Source organism: Aquipuribacter aurantiacus, assembly GCF_051216895.1.
In the GTDB taxonomy this organism is placed as follows: domain Bacteria; phylum Actinomycetota; class Actinomycetes; order Actinomycetales; family JBBAYJ01; genus Aquipuribacter.
In genome coordinates this window covers 322,458-344,635 of record NZ_JBPKAO010000004.1, presented here as the reverse complement: position 1 = coordinate 344,635, position 22,178 = coordinate 322,458, and the positions used below count along the sequence as shown (strand labels likewise).

19 protein-coding genes are annotated in these 22,178 nt (G+C 72.1%); all 19 read right to left on the bottom strand.

The genetic code is table 11. The annotated features are described in order from the left end of the window. Nucleotides 1-263: 263 nt before the first annotated feature. Nucleotides 264-1,148 (bottom strand): EAL domain-containing protein, encoded by an 885-nt coding sequence (locus ACR80Q_RS08280; protein ID WP_435377113.1) that lies wholly within the window; start codon nt 1,146-1,148, stop codon nt 264-266. 53 nt (nt 1,149-1,201) lie between these two features. After that, on the bottom strand, nt 1,202-2,188 hold the full coding sequence (locus ACR80Q_RS08275; protein WP_435377112.1) for a diguanylate cyclase domain-containing protein: 987 nt from the start codon (nt 2,186-2,188) through the stop codon (nt 1,202-1,204). Between the two features lie 93 nt (nt 2,189-2,281). After that, nucleotides 2,282-3,307 (bottom strand): polyprenyl synthetase family protein, encoded by a 1,026-nt coding sequence (locus tag ACR80Q_RS08270; RefSeq protein WP_435377111.1) that lies wholly within the window; start codon nt 3,305-3,307, stop codon nt 2,282-2,284. A 25-nt stretch (nt 3,308-3,332) separates the two neighbouring features. After that, entirely contained in the window at nt 3,333-4,940 is a 1,608-nt protein-coding gene (nuoN, locus tag ACR80Q_RS08265) for an NADH-quinone oxidoreductase subunit NuoN (protein WP_435377110.1), read from the bottom strand. After that, nucleotides 4,937-6,484, bottom strand: a complete 1,548-nt coding sequence (locus ACR80Q_RS08260) for an NADH-quinone oxidoreductase subunit M (protein ID WP_435377109.1) — start codon at nt 6,482-6,484, stop codon at nt 4,937-4,939. Before ACR80Q_RS08260 ends, nuoN begins: the two co-directional genes overlap by 4 nt. A 10-nt stretch (nt 6,485-6,494) precedes the next feature. After that, on the bottom strand, nt 6,495-8,426 hold the full coding sequence (gene nuoL, locus ACR80Q_RS08255) for an NADH-quinone oxidoreductase subunit L (RefSeq protein WP_435377124.1): 1,932 nt from the start codon (nt 8,424-8,426) through the stop codon (nt 6,495-6,497). A 29-nt stretch (nt 8,427-8,455) separates the two neighbouring features. Continuing rightward, the gene (gene nuoK / locus ACR80Q_RS08250) at nt 8,456-8,755 is read right to left on the bottom strand and encodes an NADH-quinone oxidoreductase subunit NuoK (RefSeq protein WP_435377108.1); all 300 of its coding nucleotides are present in this window, start codon (nt 8,753-8,755) and stop codon (nt 8,456-8,458) included. Between the two features lie 3 nt (nt 8,756-8,758). Next, complete coding sequence (locus ACR80Q_RS08245; protein ID WP_435377107.1) at nt 8,759-9,676, bottom strand: NADH-quinone oxidoreductase subunit J; 918 nt, start codon at nt 9,674-9,676, stop codon at nt 8,759-8,761. Beyond that, nucleotides 9,673-10,335, bottom strand: a complete 663-nt coding sequence (gene nuoI, locus ACR80Q_RS08240; protein WP_435377106.1) for an NADH-quinone oxidoreductase subunit NuoI — start codon at nt 10,333-10,335, stop codon at nt 9,673-9,675. Before nuoI ends, ACR80Q_RS08245 begins: the two co-directional genes overlap by 4 nt. Continuing rightward, a complete protein-coding gene (nuoH, locus tag ACR80Q_RS08235) occupies nt 10,313-11,770 on the bottom strand; it encodes an NADH-quinone oxidoreductase subunit NuoH (RefSeq protein WP_435377105.1) in 1,458 nt (485 codons plus the stop codon). Before nuoH ends, nuoI begins: the two co-directional genes overlap by 23 nt. Then, nucleotides 11,767-14,322 (bottom strand): NADH-quinone oxidoreductase subunit G, encoded by a 2,556-nt coding sequence (locus ACR80Q_RS08230; protein WP_435377104.1) that lies wholly within the window; start codon nt 14,320-14,322, stop codon nt 11,767-11,769. The genes nuoH and ACR80Q_RS08230 overlap by 4 nt, the downstream gene beginning before the upstream one ends. Next, on the bottom strand, nt 14,319-15,659 hold the full coding sequence (nuoF, locus tag ACR80Q_RS08225) for an NADH-quinone oxidoreductase subunit NuoF (protein WP_435377103.1): 1,341 nt from the start codon (nt 15,657-15,659) through the stop codon (nt 14,319-14,321). The genes ACR80Q_RS08230 and nuoF overlap by 4 nt, the downstream gene beginning before the upstream one ends. After that, nucleotides 15,659-16,357, bottom strand: a complete 699-nt coding sequence (gene nuoE / locus ACR80Q_RS08220; protein ID WP_435377102.1) for an NADH-quinone oxidoreductase subunit NuoE — start codon at nt 16,355-16,357, stop codon at nt 15,659-15,661. The genes nuoF and nuoE overlap by 1 nt, the downstream gene beginning before the upstream one ends. Further along, nucleotides 16,357-17,739, bottom strand: coding sequence for an NADH-quinone oxidoreductase subunit D (locus ACR80Q_RS08215; RefSeq protein ID WP_435377101.1), 1,383 nt, complete (start codon nt 17,737-17,739; stop codon nt 16,357-16,359). The genes nuoE and ACR80Q_RS08215 overlap by 1 nt, the downstream gene beginning before the upstream one ends. Further along, nucleotides 17,736-18,521 (bottom strand): NADH-quinone oxidoreductase subunit C, encoded by a 786-nt coding sequence (locus tag ACR80Q_RS08210; RefSeq protein WP_435377123.1) that lies wholly within the window; start codon nt 18,519-18,521, stop codon nt 17,736-17,738. The genes ACR80Q_RS08215 and ACR80Q_RS08210 overlap by 4 nt, the downstream gene beginning before the upstream one ends. Before the next feature lie 146 nt (nt 18,522-18,667). Continuing rightward, a complete protein-coding gene (locus tag ACR80Q_RS08205) occupies nt 18,668-19,222 on the bottom strand; it encodes a NuoB/complex I 20 kDa subunit family protein (RefSeq protein WP_380166531.1) in 555 nt (184 codons plus the stop codon). Between the two features lie 74 nt (nt 19,223-19,296). Further along, nucleotides 19,297-19,656 carry an NADH-quinone oxidoreductase subunit A gene (locus tag ACR80Q_RS08200; protein ID WP_435377100.1) on the bottom strand — a complete coding sequence of 120 codons (360 nt, stop codon included), beginning with the start codon at nt 19,654-19,656 and terminating at the stop codon, nt 19,297-19,299. 178 nt (nt 19,657-19,834) lie between these two features. Then, entirely contained in the window at nt 19,835-21,166 is a 1,332-nt protein-coding gene (locus tag ACR80Q_RS08195) for a geranylgeranyl reductase family protein (protein WP_435377099.1), read from the bottom strand. A 243-nt stretch (nt 21,167-21,409) separates the two neighbouring features. After that, a complete protein-coding gene (locus ACR80Q_RS08190; RefSeq protein ID WP_435377122.1) occupies nt 21,410-22,057 on the bottom strand; it encodes a demethylmenaquinone methyltransferase in 648 nt (215 codons plus the stop codon). Nucleotides 22,058-22,178 lie beyond the last annotated feature (121 nt).

The window sequence follows — 22,178 nt, the reverse complement described above, 5'->3', positions numbered from 1 at the left end:
GAGTTCTCAAGGAGCAGATGCGCACCTTCTCGGCTTTCCCAAGCCGGTCCGGGGCAACTTCGTAACCGTACATCAGCGGGGCGGGCCGGTCAAACTGGCCTGTCCTGCCCGGAGCACCCCGCACCGCACGAACGAAGGCCCTCGCGGGCCGGTCCGAACCGGGTGTGGGTGCCTCACCGCCGTGGTCCGAGGACCTGGCCGGGAGGCCTGTGTTCCGCGCTCCCCGACCGACCGTGTGGTCGTTCGGGCAACGAGTGGAGAAGTTAGTCGGACATCGGCGCGACGGCAAATCGCCTGGTCGTGGCCTCGGGGCGCCCGCCCGGCGTCCCGCCGCGCCGGACGGTCACCCACGGGGCCGGCGGACCCAGCCGCCAGCCCTGGCCCCGGGTGACGCCGTTGGCCACGAGCCACCGCTGCTGCACCGCGGTCTCGACCCCCACCGCGGACAGCTCGAGGCCGAGGTCACCGGTCAACGTCACCAGGCTGTGCAGCACGGCCGTCCTCGCGTCCGGACCGCGATCGTCCTGGTCCTCCCCGGTGACCAGCATCTCCCGGTCCAGCTTGACCCCCTGGACCGGCAGCGCGGCCAGCGTCGACACGGGGACCTGCCCCGTGACGTGGTCGATCACCAGCCTCACCCCCAGGCCGTGCAACCCCGCCAACGTCCGCCGCACCAGGGGCGTGGCCTGGCACACCAACGCCTCCCCCAGCTCCAGGCTCAGCCGACCCGGCGGGCAGCCGGTGCGACGGAGCACGTCGGCCACGTCCTCCACCAGCGCCGCACCGCGCAGGTCCGGCAGCGACACGTTCACCCCGACCACCCGGTCCTCACGTGCCAACGCGGTCACGGCGCACAGCAGGATCGCGTCGGTGACGGCCCGGCGTACCCGGCTGTGGGTCACCTGGTCCAGGAACGACTCCGCCGGTCGGATCTCCCCCTCCGCCGGGAACCACCGTGCGAGCGCCTCCGAGCCCACCTCCGTCCCGTCGACCAGCGACACCACCGGCTGCCGGAACAGCTGCAGCGACCCGTCGTCCAGCGAGGCCTCCAGCTGGGCCTCCACCTGCGCGCGCCGGTCCGCGCGCGCCCGCAGCTGCCCGGCGAACACCTCGGTCCGCGACCGCCCCCTCCGCTTCGCGCGGTACATGGCCGCGTCGGCGCCGGCCAGGAAGTCCTCGGCGACCGTCGACGACTCGTCGCTCANTCCAGCTGGGCCTCCACCTGCGCGCGCCGGTCCGCGCGCGCCCGCAGCTGCCCGGCGAACACCTCGGTCCGCGACCGCCCCCTCCGCTTCGCGCGGTACATGGCCGCGTCGGCGCCGGCCAGGAAGTCCTCGGCGACCGTCGACGACTCGTCGCTCACGGCGATGCCGATGCTGCCGGAGACCACGACCGGGAACCCGTCCAGCTCCAGCGGTTGCCGGACCGCCTGCGCCATCCTGCGGGCGCACCGGCGGGCCCCGGTGACCCCGGTCGCCGGGAGGAGGGCGACGAACTCGTCCCCGCCCATCCGCGCCAGGTGCTGCCCCGGCCGCAGCGCGGACCGCAGCCGGTCCGCCGTCGCCCTCAGCAGCTTGTCGCCCACGTCGTGGCCCAGGGCGTCGTTGACGGTCTTGAACCCGTCCAGGTCCAGGTACAGCAGCGCCAACCGGGTACCCCCGGCGTGGGCCCGGTGCAGCTCCCGCCTCAGCTCCGCCAGCAGCAGCGCGCGGTTGAACAGCCCTGTGAGCGGGTCGTGCGTCGCCTCGTGCACCAGGTCGAGCTCGTCGAGCTTGCGAGCGGTGATGTTGGTGTGGCTCACCACGGCGCCCAGCCGCTGCCCGCCGTTGCGCACCTCGCGCAGCGGCACCACCGAGACCTGGAACCAGCGCTGCTCCTGCGGTGACGAGCACTCGTAGTCCATCGTGAACTGGTCCACCTCGCCCGAGCACGCCCGTCTGATGCCGTCGGCGACGTCGAGCGCCTCCTCGCGCTCCGCCCCCCTCGCCGACCGGCACACGGCCAGGTAGTCCGCCCCCACCCCGCAGGTCGGCTCCTCGCCACCGTTGTCCAGGCTGAAGCGACGCCACGAGCGGCTGACCGCCACGATCCGACCGCCGGGGTCGACGACGGCGGTGTGGGCCGGCAACGAGTCCAGCACCGCGGCCAGCAGGTCCGGGCGCGAGGAACGACCCTCTCCTGACGCCACGGGCCACCTCCTCCAACGGTGTGGTGCTCCGCCCGCAAGCATGCCCCTGCCGACCGCCCGGCACCAGCGCCGCCGGCGGGCTCGGGCCCGGGCTCAGGCCGCGCGGTCCGCCAGCGCCTGGGCGACCGCCGCCAGCGCCCGGGTGGCGGGTGCGTCGGGCAGCGGCGCCAGGGCGGCCACGGCGTCGTCGGCCCAGCGCCGGGCCACGGCCTGGGCCTCCTGGGTCGCGGGGTGCGCCCGGAGCAGCCGGACGGCCTCGGCCAGGTCGGCGTCGTCGGACAGGTCACCGTCCAGCATGGCCAGGAGGGCCCCCGACCCCGGAGGGGCGCTGCCGACCGCCACGTCCCGGCGCAGCAGCAGCACGGGCATGGTCGGGACGTGCTCGCGCAGGTCGGTCCCCGGCCGCTTGCCCGAGTCGCCTACGTCTCCCACCAGGTCCAGCACGTCGTCGGCCAGCTGGAACGCCACGCCGACCTTCTCGCCGTACGCCACCAGGACGTCGAGGGTGGCCTCGTCGGCCCCGGAGAACATGCCGCCGAAGCGGGCCGACGTCGCGATCAACGACCCGGTCTTGTCGCTCAGCACGCCCAGGTAGTGCTCGACCGCGTCCTGCCCGTCGCGCGGGCCGACGGTCTCGCGCATCTCCCCCAGCACCAGCCGCTCGAAGGTGGTCGCCTGGATCCTCACCGCCTCCGGCCCCAGACCGGAGCCGATGGTCGAGGCCCGCGCGAACAGCAGGTCACCGGTGAGGATGGCCACGGTGTTGCCCCACACCTCCTGCGCCGTCGGCACCCCTCGCCGGTGGGTCGCGGAGTCGATGACGTCGTCGTGGTAGAGCGTCGCGAGGTGCGTCAGCTCCACGACGACCGCGGCGTCGGTCACCGCCGGGGTCGGTGTCCCCAGCTGCGACGCCAGCAGGCACAGCAGCGGTCGGGTGCGCTTGCCCCCGGCGCGCACGAGGTGGCTGCCCGTCGCCGCGGCCAGCGGGTCGGCGCTGCGCACGGCGTCCACCACGGCCGCCTCGACGTCGACCAGCCCCTCGGTGAGCCGTTCGAGCAGCCCCTCGTCGTCGATCCCGTACGACACCAGCCGGGACAGCTGGTCGGGCCCGCCGCTCATCGTCGGCCCATGTCCGCCACGAGGCTCACAGCGCGAACAGCGCGGACGACTCGGCCAGCCTCAGCAGCGGGGAGGGCAGGACGCCCAGCAGCACCGTCGCGGCCACCGTGACGGCGAGGACGCCGGTCAGGGCCGCGCTGGGGGTGGCGACACGGACGCTGTCGTCGGGGGCGTCGGCGAAGTACATCGACACGATGATGCGCACGTAGAACACCACCGCGACGGCGCTGGCGACGACACCGACGATCGCGAGCACCTCGGCCCCGCCGTTGATGGCCGCACCGAACACGGCCACCTTGCCGACGAACCCGCTCGTGAGCGGGATGCCGGCCAGGGCCAGCAGGAACACCGAGAACATGGCGGCGAACAGCGGCGACCGACGGCCGACGCCGGCCCACGACGAGATCGTCGTCGCCTCACCACCGGCGTCCCGCACCAGGGTGAGCGCGGCGAACACCCCGATCGTCGTGATGCCGTACGCGAGCAGGTAGAACATCGACCCGCTGACGCCGCTCACGTCCAGGGCCAGGACGCCGGTGAGGATGAAGCCCGCGTGCGCCACCGACGAGTACGCCAGCACCCGCTTGATGTCGTCCTGGACCAGCGCGACCACCGAGCCGAGCACCATCGTGGTGATGGCCACCGCCCACAGCACCGGCTGCCAGTCCCACGGGTTGTCCGGGAACGCGACGTAGAGCACGCGCAGCAGGGCGCCGAACGCGGCCACCTTGGTCGCCGCGGCCATGAAGGCCGTGATGGAGGTCGGAGCGCCCTGGTACACGTCCGGGGTCCAGGAGTGGAACGGGGCCGAGCCGACCTTGAACAGCAGGCCGACCACGAGCAGCCCGAAGCCCATCAGCAGCAGCGGGTCCTGACCGACGGTCGAGCGGACGGCGACGGCGATGTCGGGGAGGGCGATCGAGCCGGCGAAGCCGTACAGGAACGCCGCGCCCATGAGGAAGAACGCCGAGCTGAACGCGCCCAGCAGGAAGTACTTGAGCGCGGCCTCCTGGCTGAGCAGACGACGGCGCCGGGCCAACCCGCACAGCAGGTACAGCGGCAGGCTCAGCACCTCGAGCGCGACGAACATCGTCAGCAGGTCGTTGGACGCGGGGAAGGCGAGCATGCCCAGCACCGCGACGAGCAGCAGCGGGTAGACCTCGGTCTGCTCGAGACCGGCCTTGCGGGCCGCGTCCTCGCCCGGTGAGCCCGGGATGGCGGACGCCTGGGGCGCGAAGCCGCTCTCGCCGTCGACCTCGTCACCCACCAGCACGACGCCGATGACCGCCAGGACGAGGATCGTGGCCTGCAGGAACCGGGTCACGCCGTCCACGGCGATGGAGCCCGAGGCGGTGATGACGTCGTCGGCGCTCCAGGTGGCCACGAGCGCGGCGAGGGCCGCGAGCAGGCCGAGGACCGACAGCACGACCTGCGGCACCCGGCGGGCACCGCGGGGCAGGGCGGCCTCGAGCGCGACCGACACCACCGCCACGCCGGCCACGATCAGCATCGGCGAGGTGGCCAGGTAGTCGATCTCCGGGGGCGCGATGGAGCCGGCCGTGCCCGACAGGGGCAGCGTCAGCGCCGACGGCAGTGACGACGGAACGGTCACGAGGGACGCGAGGGCGCTCACCCGTCACTCCCTTCGGCGACGAACAGCGGGGCGGGGTCGGTCATGCCGGTCTGCTCCATGGTCCGCTCGACCGCGGGGGTCAGGATGTCGAGCACGGGCTTGGGGTAGAAGCCGAGGCCGATGATGACGGCCAGCAGCGGGGCCACGACGAACGCCTCCCGCGGGACCATGTCACGGCTGCGCGGCTTGGCGCCGGGCGGGTCGGCCAGGGCGGGCACCGTCTCGCCGGTCATCATCCGCTGGTAGGTCCACAGCACGTACAGCGCCGCCAGGATGATGCCGAGGGTGGCGACGACCGCGGCCCACGGGTAGCGCTCGAAGGTGCCGACCAGGACCAGGAACTCCGAGACGAAGCTCGACAGGCCCGGAAGCGCGAGGCTGGACAGACCGGCGACGAGGAACGCGCCGGCCAGCAGCGGCATGACCTTCTGACCGCCGCCGAAGTCGGCGATCAGGCTCGACCCACGACGGGTGGCCAGCATGCCGGCGACCAGGAACAGCGCGGCCGTGGAGAAGCCGTGGTTGACCTGGTAGAGCGCGGCACCGCTCTGGCCCGCGGTCGTCATGGCGAAGATGCCGAGGACGATGAAGCCGAAGTGGCTGATCGACGTCCAGGCGATGAGGCGCAGGACGTCCTTCTGGGCCAGCGCCACCAGGCCGCCGTAGATGATGGACACCAGCGCCAGGACGATGATCACCGGCGCGGCCCAGCGGGACGCCTCGGGGAACATCGGCAGCAGGATCGTCAGCATGCCGAACGTGCCGACCTTGTCCAGCACGCCGACCAGCAGCACGGCCGCACCGGGCGGGGCCTGGGCGGCCGCGTCGGGCAGCCAGGTGTGCACCGGCCACAGCGGCGCCTTGACGGCCAGGGCCACGAACAGGCCGAGGAACAGCCAGCGGCTGCCGGGCACGGCGTCGAGGGCGACGAGGTTGTCGAGCAGGAAGCCGTCGCTCCCGCCGGGGCCCGTGACGTAGATCCCGATGACCGCGGCGAGCATGACCAGACCGCCCGCGAGGGAGTAGACCAGGAAGGTCGTGGCCGCCTCGCGGCGCTTGGGCCCTCCGTAGCGGCCGATCAGCAGGTACATCGGCAGCAGCATGACCTCGAAGAACACGTAGAACAGGAACAGGTCCCGGGCGGTGAAGACGCCGATGACGAGCGCCTGCAGCACGAGCACGAGCACGAGGAACTGCCCGTCCACGCGGCCACCGGCGGCGGGGCCGAGGTCACGCCAGGACGCCAGCAGGCAGACCGGCACGAGGACCGCGGTGAGCGCGACCATGGACAGCGCGATGCCGTCCAGGCCCAGCGCGTAGCTGACGCCCAGCTGCGGGATCCACGACACCTGCTCGGTGAACTGGTAGGTGCCGGCGTCGGCGACGTCGAATCGCAGCGCCAGCACGATCACCAGGACCAGCGTGGCCAGCGAGAAGCCGAGGGCGACGAGCTTGGCGGCGTCGAGGCGTGCCTTGGGCAGCACTGCGACGACGACGGCCCCCACCAGGGGGAGGACGAGGGCTGTGGTCAGCCAGGGGAACACGATTCGCCTCTCAGATCTGCGTGATCAGCAGGGCGCCGACCACGAGGGCCACGCCGGCGAACATGGACAGGGCGTAGGAGCGCACGAACCCGGTCTGCAGGCGCGACAGTCCGGCGCCGGCAGCGCGGATGCTGCGCGTCAGGCCGCCGACGGCGCCACGGGAGACCAGGTCGTCGTCAAGCTCGCCCATGCCGCGCACGAACGCGGTGCCGGTGGTGACGAAGGCGATGTCGTTGACGTCGTCCTGGTACAGGTCGGCCCGGGCCGCGCGGGTGAGCGCGTTGCCGCGGGGTGCGACGACCGGGACGTCCTGGCGCAGGTACTGCAGGTAGGCCAGCAGGACGCCGACGGCGATGAGCACCAGCACGACGACGGTCACCAGGTCGAGGTCGACGACGGGGTCGAGGTCGGCCGGGGTCGTGAACACGGGCTCGAGCCACGCCTCCAGGGCGCCGGTCCAGTACAGGACGCCGCCGAGGAACGCGGAGCCGATCGCGAGGACGACCATGGGCAGCGTCATCAGCCAGGGCGACTCGTGCGGGTGCGGGGCGGGCGCGTCGGTGCCGTCGTGCCAGCGGCGCTTTCCGTGGAAGGTCATGAAGTACAACCGCGTCATGTAGAACGCGGTGATGCCGGCCCCGATCACGGTGACCGTGCCGAAGACCCAGGGCTGCCAGCCCTCGCCCCGGAAGGCGGCGTGGATGATCTCGTCCTTGGACCAGAAGCCGGACAGCGGGGGGAACCCGATGATGGCCAGCCAGCCCGCGGCGAACGTGATCCAGGTGATCTTCATCGCCCCGCGCAGCCCGCCGAAGCGGCGCATGTCGGTCTCGTCGTTCATCCCGTGCATCACCGAGCCGGCGCCCAGGAACATGCCGGCCTTGAAGAAGCCGTGGGTGAGCAGGTGGAAGATCGCGAAGACGTAGCCGATCGGGCCCAGCCCGGCCGCCAGCATCATGTAGCCGATCTGCGACATGGTCGACGCGGCGAGGGCCTTCTTGATGTCGTCCTTGGCCGAGCCGACGATCGCGCCGTACAGCAGCGTGATCGCACCCACGACGGCGACCGCGAGGGTGGCCGCCGGGGCGCCCTCGAAGATCGGGCCGGAGCGGATGACGAGGTAGACGCCGGCCGTGACCATGGTCGCCGCGTGGATCAGCGCGGACACCGGCGTGGGGCCGGCCATGGCGTCGCCCAGCCAGGACTGCAGCGGGAACTGCGCCGACTTGCCGCAGGCGGCGAGCAGCAGGAGCAGGCCGATGATCGTCAGCCAGGTCTCGCTGGCGCCGGCGGCCCCGGTCAGCACGTCGTCGAACTGCACGGACCCGAAGGACACGAACATGGCCATGATCGCCAGGGACAGGCCGAAGTCACCGATCCGGTTGACGACGAACGCCTTCTTGGCCGCCACCGCGTACTCGATGCGGTGGTTCCAGAACCCGATCAGCAGGTAGGAGGCCAGACCGACGCCCTCCCAGCCGACGTACATCAGCAGGTAGCTGTCGGCCAGGACCAGCAGCAGCATCGCGGCGATGAACAGGTTGAGGTAGGCGAAGAACCGGCGCCGGTCGACGTCGTGGGCCATGTACTCCACGGAGTAGACGTGGATGAGGGTGCCGACGAACGTGATGAGCAGGACGAAGCTGAGGCTCAGCGGGTCGACGAGCAGCCCGGCGTCCACCTGGAACGTGCCGGCCGGCACCCAGGAGAACCCGGCGACGGAACGCGCCCGCTCCTCGGCGCCGTGACCCAGCACGGAGAAGAAGACCAGCGCGCCGACGACGAACGCGGCGGCCGAGGCGGCGAGGCCCAGCCAGTGGCCCCAGCGGTCGGCGGCGCGACCGGAGAGCAGCAGGACCCCGGCGCTGACGAGCGGGATGACGACGAGCAGCCACGCGAGGGACTCGACGCCGGTGGCGGGGACTGCTTGCAGCCCCGACATCGGGATGACGGCGGACACTGGTGGCCCTCTCAGTACTTCAGCAGGTTGGCGTCGTCGACCGACGCGGACCTGCGGGCTCGGAAGATGGCCATGATGATCGCGAGGCCGATGACGACCTCGGCCGCGGCGACGAGCATGACGAACAGGGCCACGGTCTGGCCGTCGAGGTCGCCGTGCATGCGCGCGAAGGTGACGAAGGCCAGGTTGGCGGAGTTGAGCATGAGCTCGACGCCCATGAACACCACGATGGCGTTGCGACGGATGAGCACCGTCGCGCCCCCGATGGTGAACAGCACCACGGACAGGTAGACCCAGTACATGAGGTCCATGGCTCAGCCCTCCTCGTCGGTGCGCTCGGCGGGCTCGTGCGGCTCGGGCCTGCTCGGCCGGGTGTCGTCGGGTGCGCCGTCCAGGCGGGCGGCGTGCGTGCGGCTGCCTCGCCCGTCCGGGTCCATGTCCTGCTGGATCGCGGGGACGTGCTCGACCAGGGTGCCCGTGGTGAGCGTCTGGCCGCGGGCCTGCAGCACGCGGGACACCGACAGCTCGCTGGGGGTGCCGTCGGGCAGCAGCGCCGGGGTGTCGACCGCGTTGTGGCGCGCGAACACGCCGGGGGGCGGCAGCGGCGTCATCCGCTGGCCGCGCCGGAGCCGGTTCTCGGAGATGGTGCGCTGCGTGGCCCGCTCGCCGGTGCGCTCGCGGTGCGCCAGCACCATGGCGCCGATGGCGGCGACGACCAGCAGGGCCGCCGTCATCTCGAAGGCGAAGACGTAGCGGCTGAAGATGCGCGCGGCGATGCCGGTGATGTTGCCGGCGTCGTTGACGGCGGTCAGACCGACCGGGACGGGCCAGGCCGTCCGGCCGAGCGCGACCAGCACGAAGACCAGGAACCCGGCGGCGGCCAGCGCCCCGGCCAGACGCTGCCCGCGGATCGTCTCCACGAGGGAGTCGGAGGAGTCGACCCCGACGAGCATGAGGACGAACAGGAACAGCATCATCACCGCGCCGGTGTAGACGAACACCTGGACCATGCCCAGGAACGGCGCCTCGAGCGCGACGTAGACCCCGCCGAGGCTGACCATGACCACGGCCATCGACAGCGCGGCGTAGACCGCCTTGCGGGCGAAGAGCAGGCCGCAGGCGGCGAGCACCATGAGCGGGGCGAGGACCCAGAACACGACCGCGTCGCCCGTGCTGGTGCCGGGCTCGACCACGTCGGCGGCCCCGGCGAGCGGGAGCAGCGCGGCGTTCACGCTCCGGCCTGCTGCGGCTCGGCCTGCTGCGCGGCGGCCTGGGCCTTCTCGCGGTCGGAGACCCACGCCCGCTGGGCCTCGGTGGGGCCGGTGACCTCGTTGCGGTAGTAGTCCTTCTCGGTGGTGCCCTCGACCATCGGGTGCGGCGCGGGCAGGTTGCCCTCCAGCAGCGGGGCGAGCAGCTGCTCCTTGGTGAAGATGGTGGCCTCGCGGGTGTGGTCGGCGAGCTCGTACTCGTTGGTCATGGTGAGCGCCCGCGTCGGGCAGGCCTCGATGCACAGCCCGCAGAAGATGCAGCGCAGGTAGTTGATCTGGTAGACGCGGCCGTAGCGCTCACCCGGGCTGTAGCGCGCCTCGTCGGTGTTCTGCGCGCCCTCGACGTAGATGGCGTCGGCCGGGCAGGCCCACGCGCACAGCTCGCAGCCGATGCACTTCTCGAGCCCGTCCGCCCAGCGGTTGAGCTGGTGGCGGCCGTGGTAGCGCGGCTGCGTCGGGCGCGGGCCCTTGCCCTTGGGGCCCTCGGGGTACTCCTCGCTCAGCACCTTGGTGAACATCGTCGAGAACGTGACGCCGAAGCCGGCGACCGGGGCCAGCAGCTCGGACAGCCAGCCGTGCTCGTCAGTGCGGTCCGGGGCGTCAGCCACGCGGAGCCTCCTCATCGGGGGTGGTGGCGGGGGCCGACCCGGAGCCCGCGGGCTCCGCGGGGGCCGCCGCGACGGCGACGGGCTCGCGACGGGCCGGGGTGGCCGTGCCGCCGAGCGTGCCGCGGGAGCGGGTGATGGTCTCGCCGGGCAGCGGCGGCACGGGGAACCCGTCGGCGAACGGGTCGACCTCGCCGGGGGCCTCCTCGTCGTCGCTGATGACCTTGCCGCTGACGTACCAGACGATGACGACCAGCGGCAGACCGATGGCGGCGACGACGATGTACATCTGCTGCTCGGTGAGGACCTCGTACTGGATCAGGCCGCGGACGACACCGAGGAAGATGACCCACGCGAAGGCGGCCTCGATGAGGACCTTCCAGCCCAGGTTCATGAACTGGTCGTAGCGCAGCCGGGGCAGGGCGCCGCGGAGCCAGAAGAAGATGAAGACGATGCCCCACATCTTGATCGTGAACCACAGCACGGGCCAGAACCCGGTGTTGAACCAGACCTCGGCGCCGAACCAGCCGTTGCCCAGGTAGGGCAGCTCGAAGCCGAACACGCTGAACGGGGCGAGCGGCCACGGGGCCATCCAGCCGCCCAGGAACAGGGTGACGGCCAGGGCGGACACCGTGAACATGGCGACGTACTCGGCCAGGAAGAACAGCGCGAACTTCAGGGAGGAGTACTCGGTGTGGAACCCGCCGACCAGCTCGCCCTCGCCCTCGGGCAGGTCGAACGGGGCGCGGTTGGTCTCGCCGACCATGGCCACGAAGAACAGCAGGAAGCTGGGCAGCAGCGGGATGAACAGCCACAGGTCGGCCTGGGCCTCGACGATGCGCGAGGTGGACATCGAGCCGGTGTAGATGAACACGCCGACCAGGGCCAGACCCATGATCAGCTCGTAGCTGATGACCTGCGCGGTCGAGCGGAGCCCGCCCAGCAGCGGGTAGGTCGAGCCGGACGACCAGCCCGCGAGGATCAGGCCGTAGACCCCGACGCTGGCCGCGGCCAGGACGAAGAGGACGGACACGGGCACGTCGGTGACCTGCAGCGGGGTGGTGCGGCCGAAGACCGTCACCTCGGGACCGAGCGGGATGACCGCGAAGGCCACGAACGCCGGCGCCACGGAGATCGCGGGGGCCAGGACGTAGATCAGCTTGTCCGCGCCCTCGGGGACGATGTCCTCCTTGAGGGCGAGCTTGACGCCGTCGGCGAGGCTCTGCAGCAGGCCGAACGGGCCGTGGCGGTTGGGGCCGGGACGCTGCTGCATCCGTCCCAGGACCCGCCGCTCCGCCCAGATCGCGACCAGGACGTTGACGACCAGGAACGCGAACACGGCGACGGCCTTGATGAGGGCCACGAGCCAGGTGTCGTTGCTGAAGTCCGACGCCGGTCCCTCGAGACCGCCGAGCGAGGGCAGGGCCGAGAGCGGCCCAGCGACGTGGCTCACGCCTGGTCTCCTGTCACGAGCTGGTCGGGTGCGGGACCAATTCCTACCAGGTCACCGGCCCCGGCTCCCAACTGCCGAGCCAGCTCCGACCCGCGCGAACGGGTCGGCAGCCAGACCACGCCGTCGACGACCGACGCGTCCAGCACCAGCGGCACCACGACGGCGCCGGCACGGCCGACGACCTGCACCGAGGCCGATCCCGCGAGACCCAGCGAGCCGGCCGTCGCGGGCGACACCCGGGCGTGCGCCCGGTGGGCGGTGCCGGCCAGGTAGGCCTCGCCGTCCTGACCGCTCCCCGCGTCCAGCAGCAGGTGCCAGGTGGCCAGCACGGCCTGCCCGACGCCGGGCTGCAGCGCGGTGCCCGGGGCCACGGTCGGCGCGGCCGGCCGGGCCTCGTCCCAGGAGCCGATCTGCGACAGCTCGTCGCGCAGCTGCAGGGCCTTGGCCGCGCCGAGCTCCACACCCATCAGGCGGGCCAGCTCGTCCAGCACGCCGTGGTCGCTGAGGGCGTCGGTGCTCAGCACCGACTCGAAGGGCCGGAGCCGTCCCTCCCAGTCCATGAACGAGCCGGTCTTCTCGGCCACGGGGGCCACCGGCAGCACCACGTCGGCATGCTCGGACACCGTGCTGCGACGCACCTCGAGGCTGACCACGAAGGACGCGGCCGCCAGGGCCGCCCGGGCGGCGGCCGGGTCCGGCAGGTCGTCCACGTCGACACCGGCCACCAGCAGGCCGGCGCCCTTCTCGGCGGCGTGGGCCAGGATCGCGACGGTGTCGCGGCCCTCGGTGCCGGGAAGGCGCGTCACCCCCCACGCGGCGGCCACGTCGACGACGGCGGCCTTGCTGGCCAGCGGGCGGCCACCGGGCAGGACGTTGGGCAGCGCACCGGCCTCGACGGCCCCGCGCTCCCCCGCCCGACGCGGCACCCAGGCCAGCCGGGCCCCGGTGGCCTCGGCCAGGGCGGCGGCGGCCGACAGCGCGCCCGGCACGGTGGCCAGGCGCTCCCCCACCAGCAGGACGGCGCCCTCGGTGCGGCACGCGGTGGCCACCGGGTCGGCGGCCGTGGCGCGGGCGGCGGCGGACAGCACCTGCGCCTCGTCGCCGGGGGCGGTCGGGACCAGCAGGCCGTCCAGCTTGGCCAGCCCGCGGCTGGCCAGCGGCGCGACGGAGGTCACGGTCAGGCTGCCGCGACGCACCGCCTTGCGCAGGCGCAGGAACAGGATCGGCGACTCCTCCTCGGCCTCGAAGCCGACCAGCACGACGGCCCGGGCCTGCTCGAGGTCGGCGTAGGTGACGCCGATCCCGCTGCCGCCGACGTGGGCGGCGAGGAACTGCTCCTCCTCGGCGGAGCCGGGGCGGGCACGCATGTCGACGTCGTTGCTGCCCAGCACGACGCGGGAGAACTTGGCGTAGGCGTAGGCGTCCTCGACGGTCACGCGGCCACCGACGAGGGTGCCGACGCCGGCGGAGTCACGGGCCGCGGCGAGGCCGCGGGCGGCGACGTCGAGGGCGTCCGGCCACGAGGTCTCGACCAGCTCGCCGCTGACCTCGTCGCGGACCATCGGGACCTGCAGGCGGTCCGGCAGCGTCGGGTAGGTGAACGCCCAGCGGCCCTTGTCGCAGTTCCACTCCTCGTTGACCACGGGGTCCTCGCCGGCGAGGCGGCGCAGCACGACGCCACGGCGGTGGTCGGCGCGCACGGCGCAGCCGGAGCTGCAGTGCTCGCAGACGGTCTCCGAGGAGACCAGGTCGAAGGGCCGGGCACGGAAGCGGTACGCCGCACCGGTCAGGGCCCCGACGGGGCAGATCTGGATGGTGTTGCCCGAGAAGTACGACGCGAACGGCGCACCGGCCTCGTCGAGCTCGGCCGCGCCCTCGGTCAGCGGCGCCCCGGCGAAGTCGAGCACCGCGGTGTCGAAGGTGCCGATCTGCTGCTTGGCGCCGCGCTTCTGCAGGTCGATGAACGTGTCACCCGCGATCTCCTTGCTGAACCGGGTGCAGCGCTGGCACAGGATGCAGCGCTCGCGGTCGAGCAGGACCTGGGTGGAGATCTTGATCGGCTTGGGGAAGGTGCGCTTGACGTCGACGAACCGGGACTCGCCCCGACCGTTGCTCATCGCCTGGTTCTGCAGCGGGCACTCGCCGCCCTTGTCGCAGATCGGGCAGTCCAGCGGGTGGTTGACCAGCAGCAGCTCCATGATCCCGTGCTGCGCCTTGTCGGCCACGGGCGAGGTGTTCTGGGTCTGCACGACCATGCCCGGCGCGACCGTCATCGTGCAGCTGGCCTGCGGCTTGGGCATCTTGCGGACGTTGCCCTCGCGGTCGGGCATCGACACCTCGACCAGGCACTGCCGGCACGCACCGGCCGGCTCGAGCAGCGGGTGGTCGCAGAAGCGCGGGATGGCGATGCCGAGCTCCTCGGCCACCCGGATCAGCAGGCTGCCCTTGGGGGCCTCGACCTCGATGCCGTCGATCGTGAGGGTGACCTGGTCTCCCGGGTCGGCGGCCTCGACCGGGTTGCCGGTCTTCTCGTGGCCGGTGGACAGACTCATGCCATACCTGCCGGTTCGCTCGTGTGGACTCGCTGGTCGTCGGTGAAGACCGTCGCCGCGCGGTACGGGAACAGCTCCCAGGCCGGGGTGGTGGCGCCGGCCTCGAACTCCGAGCGGAAGTACTTCACCGCGCTCGTGATCGGGCTGGTCGCCCCGTCGCCGAGGGCGCAGAAGGAGCGCCCGAGGATGTTGTCGCAGGTGTCCAGGAGGGTGTCGATGTCCTCGGTGGTGCCCTTGCCGGCCTCGATGCGGCGCAGGATCTGCACCATCCAGTACGTGCCCTCGCGGCAGGGGGTGCACTTGCCGCAGGACTCGTGGGCGTAGAACTCGGTCCAGCGCAGCACGGCGCGCACCACCGACGTGGTGTCGTCGAACACCTGCAGCGCCCGGGTGCCGAGCATCGAGCCGGCGGCCATCGTCGACTCGAAGTCGAGCGGGACGTCGAGGTGCTCGTCGGTGAACAGCGGCGTCGACGACCCGCCCGGGGTCCAGAACTTGAGGGGGTGCTCGGGGTCGCGCATGCCGCCCGCGAGGTCGATCAGGGTGCGCATGGTGATGCCGAGCGGGGCCTCGTACTGCCCGGGCCGCTTGACGTGGCCGGAGACGGAGAACAGGCCGTAGCCGGCCGACTTCTCGGTGCCCATGCCCGCGAACCAGTCGGCGCCGTTGAGGACGATCGAGGGGACGCTGGCGATGGACTCGACGTTGTTGACCACCGTCGGACGGGCGTAGAGCCCGGCGACGGCGGGGAACGGCGGCTTGAGGCGCGGCTGGCCGCGGCGACCCTCGAGGGAGTCCAGCAGCGCCGTCTCCTCCCCGCAGATGTAGGCCCCGGCCCCGGCGTGGACGACCACGTCCAGGTCGAAGCCCGAGCCGAGGACGTCGCTGCCGATGTACCCGGCGGCTGTGGCGTCCTCGACGGCCTTGAGCAGGCGGCGGTAGACGTGGAGCTCCTCGCCGCGCAGGTAGATGAAGGCCTTCTTCGCACCGATCGCGAAGCTGGAGATGATGACGCCCTCGATGAGCACGTGGGGGTTGGCCATCATGAGCGGGGTGTCCTTGCAGGTCCCCGGCTCGGACTCGTCGGCGTTGACCACCAGGTAGCGGGGCAGTCCGTCGTCGGGGGGCAGGAAGCTCCACTTGAGGCCGGTGGGGAACCCGGCGCCGCCGCGGCCGCGAAGGCCGGACGCCTTGACGGCGTCGACGATCTCGCTGCGCGGGGTGATCAGCGCCTTGCGCAGCGCCTTGTACCCGTCGTGCGCCTCGTAGGTCTTCAGGGTCCAGCTCTGCCGGGCGTCCCAGAACGCCGAGAGGACGGGGGTCAGGGTGTCGACCATCACTCGCTCCTGCTGTCGCGGTCGCCGGACGGGTTGGTGAACTCGACCGGCGGGGGGCGCCAGCCCTTCTCGCGGGCCAGCTTGAGCCCGACCAGCGAGGCGTCGCCGGCGCCGGGGCCCTCGTCGGCGCGACCGTCGGAGAACCCGGCCAGGACGCGGGACATCGGCTGGAACTCGACGACCTCGTCCGCGCCGCGCGTGGGGCGCACCTTCTCCCCGGCCCGGAGCCGGTCGACCAGGCCGCAGGCCGATCGCGGGGTCTGGTTGTCGAAGAACTCCCAGTTGACCATCACCACGGGGGCGTAGTCGCAGGCCGCGTTGCACTCGACGCGCTCCAGCGTGACCGCGCCGTCCTCGGTGGTCTCGTCGTGGCCCACGCCCAGGTGGTCGCTGACGGCGGCGTAGATCTCGTCGCCGCCCATCACCGCGCAGAGCGTGTTGGTGCAGACGCCCACGGTGTACCGGCCGTTGGGGTGGCGCTTGTACTGCGTGTAGAACGTCGCCACCGCCGACACCTCGGCGTTGGACAGGCCCAGCGTCTGCGCGCAGAACGCGATGCCGTCGGGGCTGACGAAGCCGTCCACCGACTGCACCAGGTGCAGCAGGGGCAGCAGCGCGGACCGCTCCTGCGGGTAGCGGGCGACGATCTGGGCCGCGTCGGTGCGCAGCTGGTCCAGGGTCTCGGGGCTGTAGGCCATCAGCGGTCGACGCCTCCCATGACGGGGTCGAGGGCCGCGACCGAGGCGACGACGTCGGCGACCTGGGCGCCTTCGCACATCACGGACACGCCCTGCAGGTTGGTGAACGACGGGTCGCGGAAGTGCGCCCGGTACGGCTTGGTGCCGCCGTCGGAGACCAGGTGGGCCCCCAGCTCGCCGCGCGGGGACTCCACGGCGGTGTAGACCTGCCCGGCCGGGACCCGGAAGCCCTCGGTGACGAGCTTGAAGTGGTGGATCAGGGCCTCCATCGAGGTGCCCATGATCGTGCGGATGTGGTCGAGGGAGTTGCCGAGCCCGTCCCCGCCCAGCGCCAGCTGCGACGGCCACTTGATCTTGGGGTCGTCGACCATGACCGCCCCGTTGCCCAGCACCTGCAGCTTCTCCATGCACTGCTCGATGATCCGGACCGACTCGTACATCTCGTCGATGCGGATCCGCAGCCGGGAGTAGTTGTCCATGTCGGTGCGGGTGATGACCTCGAAGTCGTAGTCCTCGTAGCCGCAGTACGGCTCGTCCTTGCGGAGGTCGTTCGGCAGGCCCGTCGAGCGGAGCACCGGCCCCGTGATGCCCAGCGCGAGGCAGCCGGCCAGGTTCAGGTAACCGGTGCCCACGAGGCGCTGCTTGAGCGTGGGGTTCTGGGCGCTCAGGTTCTCCAGGTCGCGGATGCCGCGCCGGATGCTGGGGATGAACTCGCGGATGGAGTCCAGCGCACCGGGCGGGATGTCCTGCGCGACGCCGCCCGGGCGGACGAACGCGTGGTTCATCCGCAGGCCGGTGATCTCCTCGAGGATCTCCAGGGCCTTGTCGCGCTCCCGGAAGCCGTCGGTCATCATCGTCGTGGAGCCGAGCTCCATGCCGCCGGTGGCCAGCGCCACGGCGTGGCTGCCGATCCGGTTGAGCTCCATCGTCAGGACGCGGAGCACGCTGGCGCGCTCGGGGACCTGCTCGGTGATGCCGAGCATCTTCTCGATGCCCAGGCAGTACGCGGTCTCGTTGAAGATCGGGGACAGGTAGTCCATCCGCGTGCAGAAGGTGACGCCCTGGGTCCAGGACCGCACCTCCATGTTCTTCTCGATCCCGGTGTGCAGGTAGCCGATGCCCGCGCGGGCCTCGGTGACCGTCTCGCCCTCGACCTCGAGGATGAGCCGGAGCACGCCGTGGGTCGACGGGTGCTGCGGGCCCATGTTGACGACGATGCGCTCCTCGCCCATGCGGGCGGTGTCGACCACGTCGTCCCAGTCGCCGCCGCCGACGGTGACGACGGAGCCCTCGAGGACGTCGTGGTCGGTGGCGCCGTAGGCGTCGGGAGCCCGGGTGCTGCCCGCGCTCGTGCTGGTCGGGCTGCTCGTGTCGCTGCTCACGTGTACTGCCTCCGCTCGTCGGGCGCCGGGACGGTGGCGCCCTTGTACTCGACCGGGATGCCGCCGAGGGGGTAGTCCTTGCGCTGCGGGTGGCCCGGCCAGTCGTCGGGCATGTGGATCCGGGTGAGCGCGGGATGGCCGTCGAACTGGATCCCGAAGAAGTCCCAGGTCTCGCGCTCGTGCCAGTCGTGGGTCGGGTAGATGCTCGTGGTCGAGGGGATGTGCGGGTCGGAGTCGGGCACCGACACCTCGAGGCGGACCCGGCGCACGTGGGTCAGCGACTTGAGGTGGTAGACCGCGTGCAGCTCGCGACCGGTGTCCTCCGGGTAGTGCACGCCGGACACGCCCAGGCTGAGCTCGAAGCGCAGGTCGGGCTCGTCGCGCAGCCGGCGGCAGACCTCGAGCAGGTGCTCGCGCCGCACGTGCAGCGTCATCTCGCCGTGCTCGACGACGACCTTCTCGATCGCACCGGACGCGCTGGAGAACCCGAGGCCGACCTCGTCGAGGCTCTCGCCCAGCAGGTCGGCGACCTCGTCGAAGTACGAGCCGTAGGGGCGCGCGGTGGGCACCGACACCGTGGAGGTCCGCACCAGGCCGGAGTAGCCGGACGTGTCACCGGGGCCGGAGACGCCGAAGAAGCCGGTCCGGGTGGTGACGGGGGTCGCGGCCGAGGGCGTGCCGCTGGGCTCGAGGCCCGCGGTCGTCGCCCGGGTGGACGAGGCGTCGGTGCCGGGGGTGTCCTCGGCCTCGGTGGTGTCCTCGACGACCGGGTCGGTCGACACCTTGGTCGTGGGGTCGAGGCCCTTGTCCTCCGTGCCGGCCACACCGGGCGCGGAGGTACCGGGGTCGCGGTCGCCCGAGGGCGCCGGCTCGTCGACGGGGGCCTTGTCCTTGGGGTCCTTGCCGCCCGCGGGCTCCGTGGCGTCGCTCACCGCAGCAGGCCCTTCATCTGGATGGTGGGGGTGGCGGCGAGGGCCTTCTCCTCGGCCTCCACCTCGGCGGCCCTCTTGTGGGGGCCGAGCTTCTCGCCCTTGATCTGCTCGTGGAGCTTGAGGATCGCGTCCAGCAGCATCTCCGGGCGCGGCGGGCAGCCGGGCAGGTACACGTCGACGGGGACGATGTGGTCGACGCCCTGGACGATCGCGTAGTTGTTGAACATGCCGCCGGAGCTCGCGCAGACGCCCATCGCGATCACCCACTTGGGGTTGGGCATCTGGTCGTAGACCTGCCGCACGACCGGGGCCATCTTCTGGCTCACCCGGCCCGCGACGATCATCAGGTCGGCCTGACGCGGGCTGGCGGAGAACCGCTCCATGCCGAAGCGGGCGATGTCGTACTTGGGCCCGCCCACGGCCATCATCTCGATGGCGCAGCAGGCCAGGCCGAAGGTGGCCGGCCAGACCGACGCCTTGCGGACCAGGCCGACGAGCTGTTCCACCTGTCCCAGGAGGATCCCGGCGGGGAGCTTCTCCTCGATACCCATGCTGTTGCTCCTGTCGGTGGTGCGTGCGGTGCCGGTACGTGCTGGTGCTCAGGACTGGTGCGCGTGCTGGTCCGTCAGTCCCAGTCGAGCCCGCCACGACGCCAGACGTAGGCGTACGCGACGAGGATGGCCCCGACGAACAGCAGGACCTGGACCAGGGCGAACAGCCCCAGCTGGTTGAAGGCGATCGCCCACGGGATCAGGAAGACCGTCTCGATGTCGAAGACGATGAACAGCATGGCGATCAGGTAGAACTTGATCGGCACCCGGCCCCCGCCTGCGGCCTGCGGGGTGGGCTGGATGCCGCACTCGTAGGCCTCGAGCTTGGCCCGGTTGTAGCGCGAGGGACCGGTGAGCGACGTCGCGACGATGGAGAAGGCGGCGAAGCCGACGCCGATCGCCAGCATGATCACCAGCGGCAGATAGGGGCTCACGTGAGGTCTCCTCGTCGGGTCGCGCCTGGGACGCGGCCGTCTCGCGCATGCACGGTCGGCGACATCCTAGGGGTCGCCTCGTGCCGCTCCGAGACCTGGGGCTCGCCCCCCACCAGCACGTTTACGTCACCGGTCGCTGACGAAATGCATCCGTGACCGGCGGTGCGGGGGCGGGGGCTCATGCGAGGCGCGACGCCACCGGGGACAACCGCTCCATCTGCTGGATGACCTTGTCCACCGGGTCGCCACCCGTGTCCTCGTAGAGGTTGGCGAGCAGCTTGAGGACGAACTGCATGAGCAGCGGGCGCGGGAGCCCGTAGCGGGTCGCCGTGGCCATCACCCAGGGGTTGCCGATGATCTTCACGAAGACCCGGCCCAGCGCGTAGTAGGCGCCCATCTCGGCCTCGACGGCCTTGGGGTAGGCCTGCAGAGCGCGCTCGCGGGCGTGCTCCGGCATGGCCATCGCCTGGGCGATCACCCCGGCCGCGATCCGGGAGCTGGCCATGGCGTAGGCGATGCCCTCGCCGTTGAACGGGTTGACCATGCCGCCCGCGTCGCCGACCAGCAGAAGGCCCTTGGTGTAGTGCGGCGTGCGGTTGAAGCCCATCGGCAGGGCCGCGCCCTTGATGGCCATCGTCTGGTTGTCGGGGGTGAAGCCCCAGTCGGCCGGCATCGTCGCGACCCAGCGCTGCAGCAGCTCCTTGTAGTCGACCTTGCCGAAGGCGCTGGAGCTGCTGAGGATGCCGAGCCCGACGTTGCTCGTGCCGTCCCCGACGCCGAACACCCAGCCGTAGCCCGGCAGCAGCGTGGACTGCCCGGGCGGGCCGTCCCACAGCTCGAGCCAGGACTCCAGGTAGTCGTCGTGGGTGCGCGGGGACGTGTAGTACGTCCGCACCGCGACCCCGAGCGGACGGTCGTCGCGCTTGATCAGGCCCATGGCCAGGCTGAGCCGGCTGGAGTTGCCGTCGGCGGCGACGACCAGCCTGGCCCTGACGGTGCCGGTCAGGCCGGTCTTGCGGCCCCGCTCGTCGTGGCGGGCCCAGGTGACGGCCGTGATGCGGCCGGTGGCGTCCAGGACCGGGCCGGTGACCGAGGTCTGCTCGAACAGCTGCGCGCCCTCCCGCTGCGCGGTCCGGGCCAGCACCTCGTCGAGGTCGGCGCGGGGGCGGACCAGGCCGTAGCTGGGCACCCCGGTGAGCTCGGGCCAGTCCAGCTGCAGCCGCTGGCCGCCACCGATGATGCGGAGGCCCTTGTTGCGGATCCAGCCGTCCTCCTCGCGGTGCTGCACGCCGAGGGCGACGAGCTCCTTGACCCCGCGCGGGGTCAGCCCGTCGCCGCAGACCTTCTCGCGCGGGAAGGCCGTCTTCTCCAGCAGCACCACGTGCAGGCCGGTCCGGGCGAGGTAGGCCGCGGCCGTCGCGCCGGCGGGGCCCGCGCCGACCACGACGACGTCGGCCTCCGCGGGGACGTCGTCGACCGCGGTGACGGGCTGTTCGGTCAGGGTGCTCACGCGTGGACCTCCAGGGACATGCGCACCGGACTTGTGCACGTGTTCACAAGGGTACGACGGGGCCGGCCGCCCCGCCGGACGGGTGGCCCGGGCCGGCGGGCCGGGCGGGCCGGGCGGGCCGGGCGGGCCGGGCGGGGGTGGCACACGCAGGTGATGTGATCGGGGGGGTGGAGCGGCCGGATCACGACCAGTCCGTGTGCCACCCGTCGGTCAGGACGGCCGGACCGGTGCGGGCCCGCCGGGTCAGGGGCGGACGGCGCGGTGCAGGGCGACGATGCCGGCGCTGGCGTCGCGCCAGGTGACCTGGCTCCAGCCGGCCGCCCGGATCCGTTCGGCGAGCGCCTGCTGGTCGGGCCAGGCCTGGATCGACTCGGCCAGGTAGTCGTAGGCCTCCGGGTTGGACGAGGCCACGCGCGACACCGCGGGCAGCACCCGCAGCAGGTAGCGGTCGTAGACGGCCCGGAACGGCTTCCAGGTGGGGTGGCTGAACTCGCAGACGACGAGGCGGCCACCGGGACGCACGACCCGCAGCATCTCGGCCAGCCCGGCGTCGGGGTCGACCACGTTGCGCAGGCCGAAGGAGATGGTCGCGGCGTCGAACGAGGCGTCGGCGAACGGCAGCCGGGTTGCGTCACCGGCCAGGAACGACATGTCCGGTCGACGACGCCGGCCGACCTGGAGCATGCCGAGGGAGAAGTCGCAGGCCACCGCCCGCACCCCCGCGTCGGCGAACGGCTCGGTCGACGTCCCGGTGCCGGCGGCCAGGTCGAGGACCCGCTCGCCGTGGCGGGCGTCCAGGTCGCGCATCACCATGCGACGCCAGCGGCGGTCGGAGCCGAGCGACAGCACGGTGTTCGTCAGGTCGTACCGCTCGGCGACCCCGTCGAACATCGACGAGACCTCGTCGGGACGCTTGTCCAGCTGGGCGCGGACCGGGGTGTCGGGCACCTGCAGATCGTCCCACGACGCCCGGGGCGCGGGCACGACCGGTGGCGACCTACCCTGTGATCAC

Bases quoted from the DNA above. Each gene is read 5' to 3' on its own strand.
- ACR80Q_RS08280 (WP_435377113.1), bottom strand. From the start codon at position 1,148: ATGTACCGCGCGAAGCGGAGGGGGCGGTCGCGGACCGAGGTGTTCGCC.
- ACR80Q_RS08270 (WP_435377111.1), bottom strand. From the start codon at position 3,307: ATGAGCGGCGGGCCCGACCAGCTGTCCCGGCTGGTGTCGTACGGGATC.
- nuoL (WP_435377124.1), bottom strand. From the start codon at position 8,426: ATGTCGGGGCTGCAAGCAGTCCCCGCCACCGGCGTCGAGTCCCTCGCG.
- nuoK (WP_435377108.1), bottom strand. From the start codon at position 8,755: ATGGACCTCATGTACTGGGTCTACCTGTCCGTGGTGCTGTTCACCATC.
- nuoI (WP_435377106.1), bottom strand. From the start codon at position 10,335: ATGAGGAGGCTCCGCGTGGCTGACGCCCCGGACCGCACTGACGAGCAC.
- ACR80Q_RS08230 (WP_435377104.1), bottom strand. From the start codon at position 14,322: ATGAGTCTGTCCACCGGCCACGAGAAGACCGGCAACCCGGTCGAGGCC.
- nuoF (WP_435377103.1), bottom strand. From the start codon at position 15,659: ATGGTCGACACCCTGACCCCCGTCCTCTCGGCGTTCTGGGACGCCCGG.
- nuoE (WP_435377102.1), bottom strand. From the start codon at position 16,357: ATGGCCTACAGCCCCGAGACCCTGGACCAGCTGCGCACCGACGCGGCC.
- ACR80Q_RS08205 (WP_380166531.1), bottom strand. From the start codon at position 19,222: ATGGGTATCGAGGAGAAGCTCCCCGCCGGGATCCTCCTGGGACAGGTG.
- ACR80Q_RS08190 (WP_435377122.1), bottom strand. From the start codon at position 22,057: ATGTTCGACGGGGTCGCCGAGCGGTACGACCTGACGAACACCGTGCTG.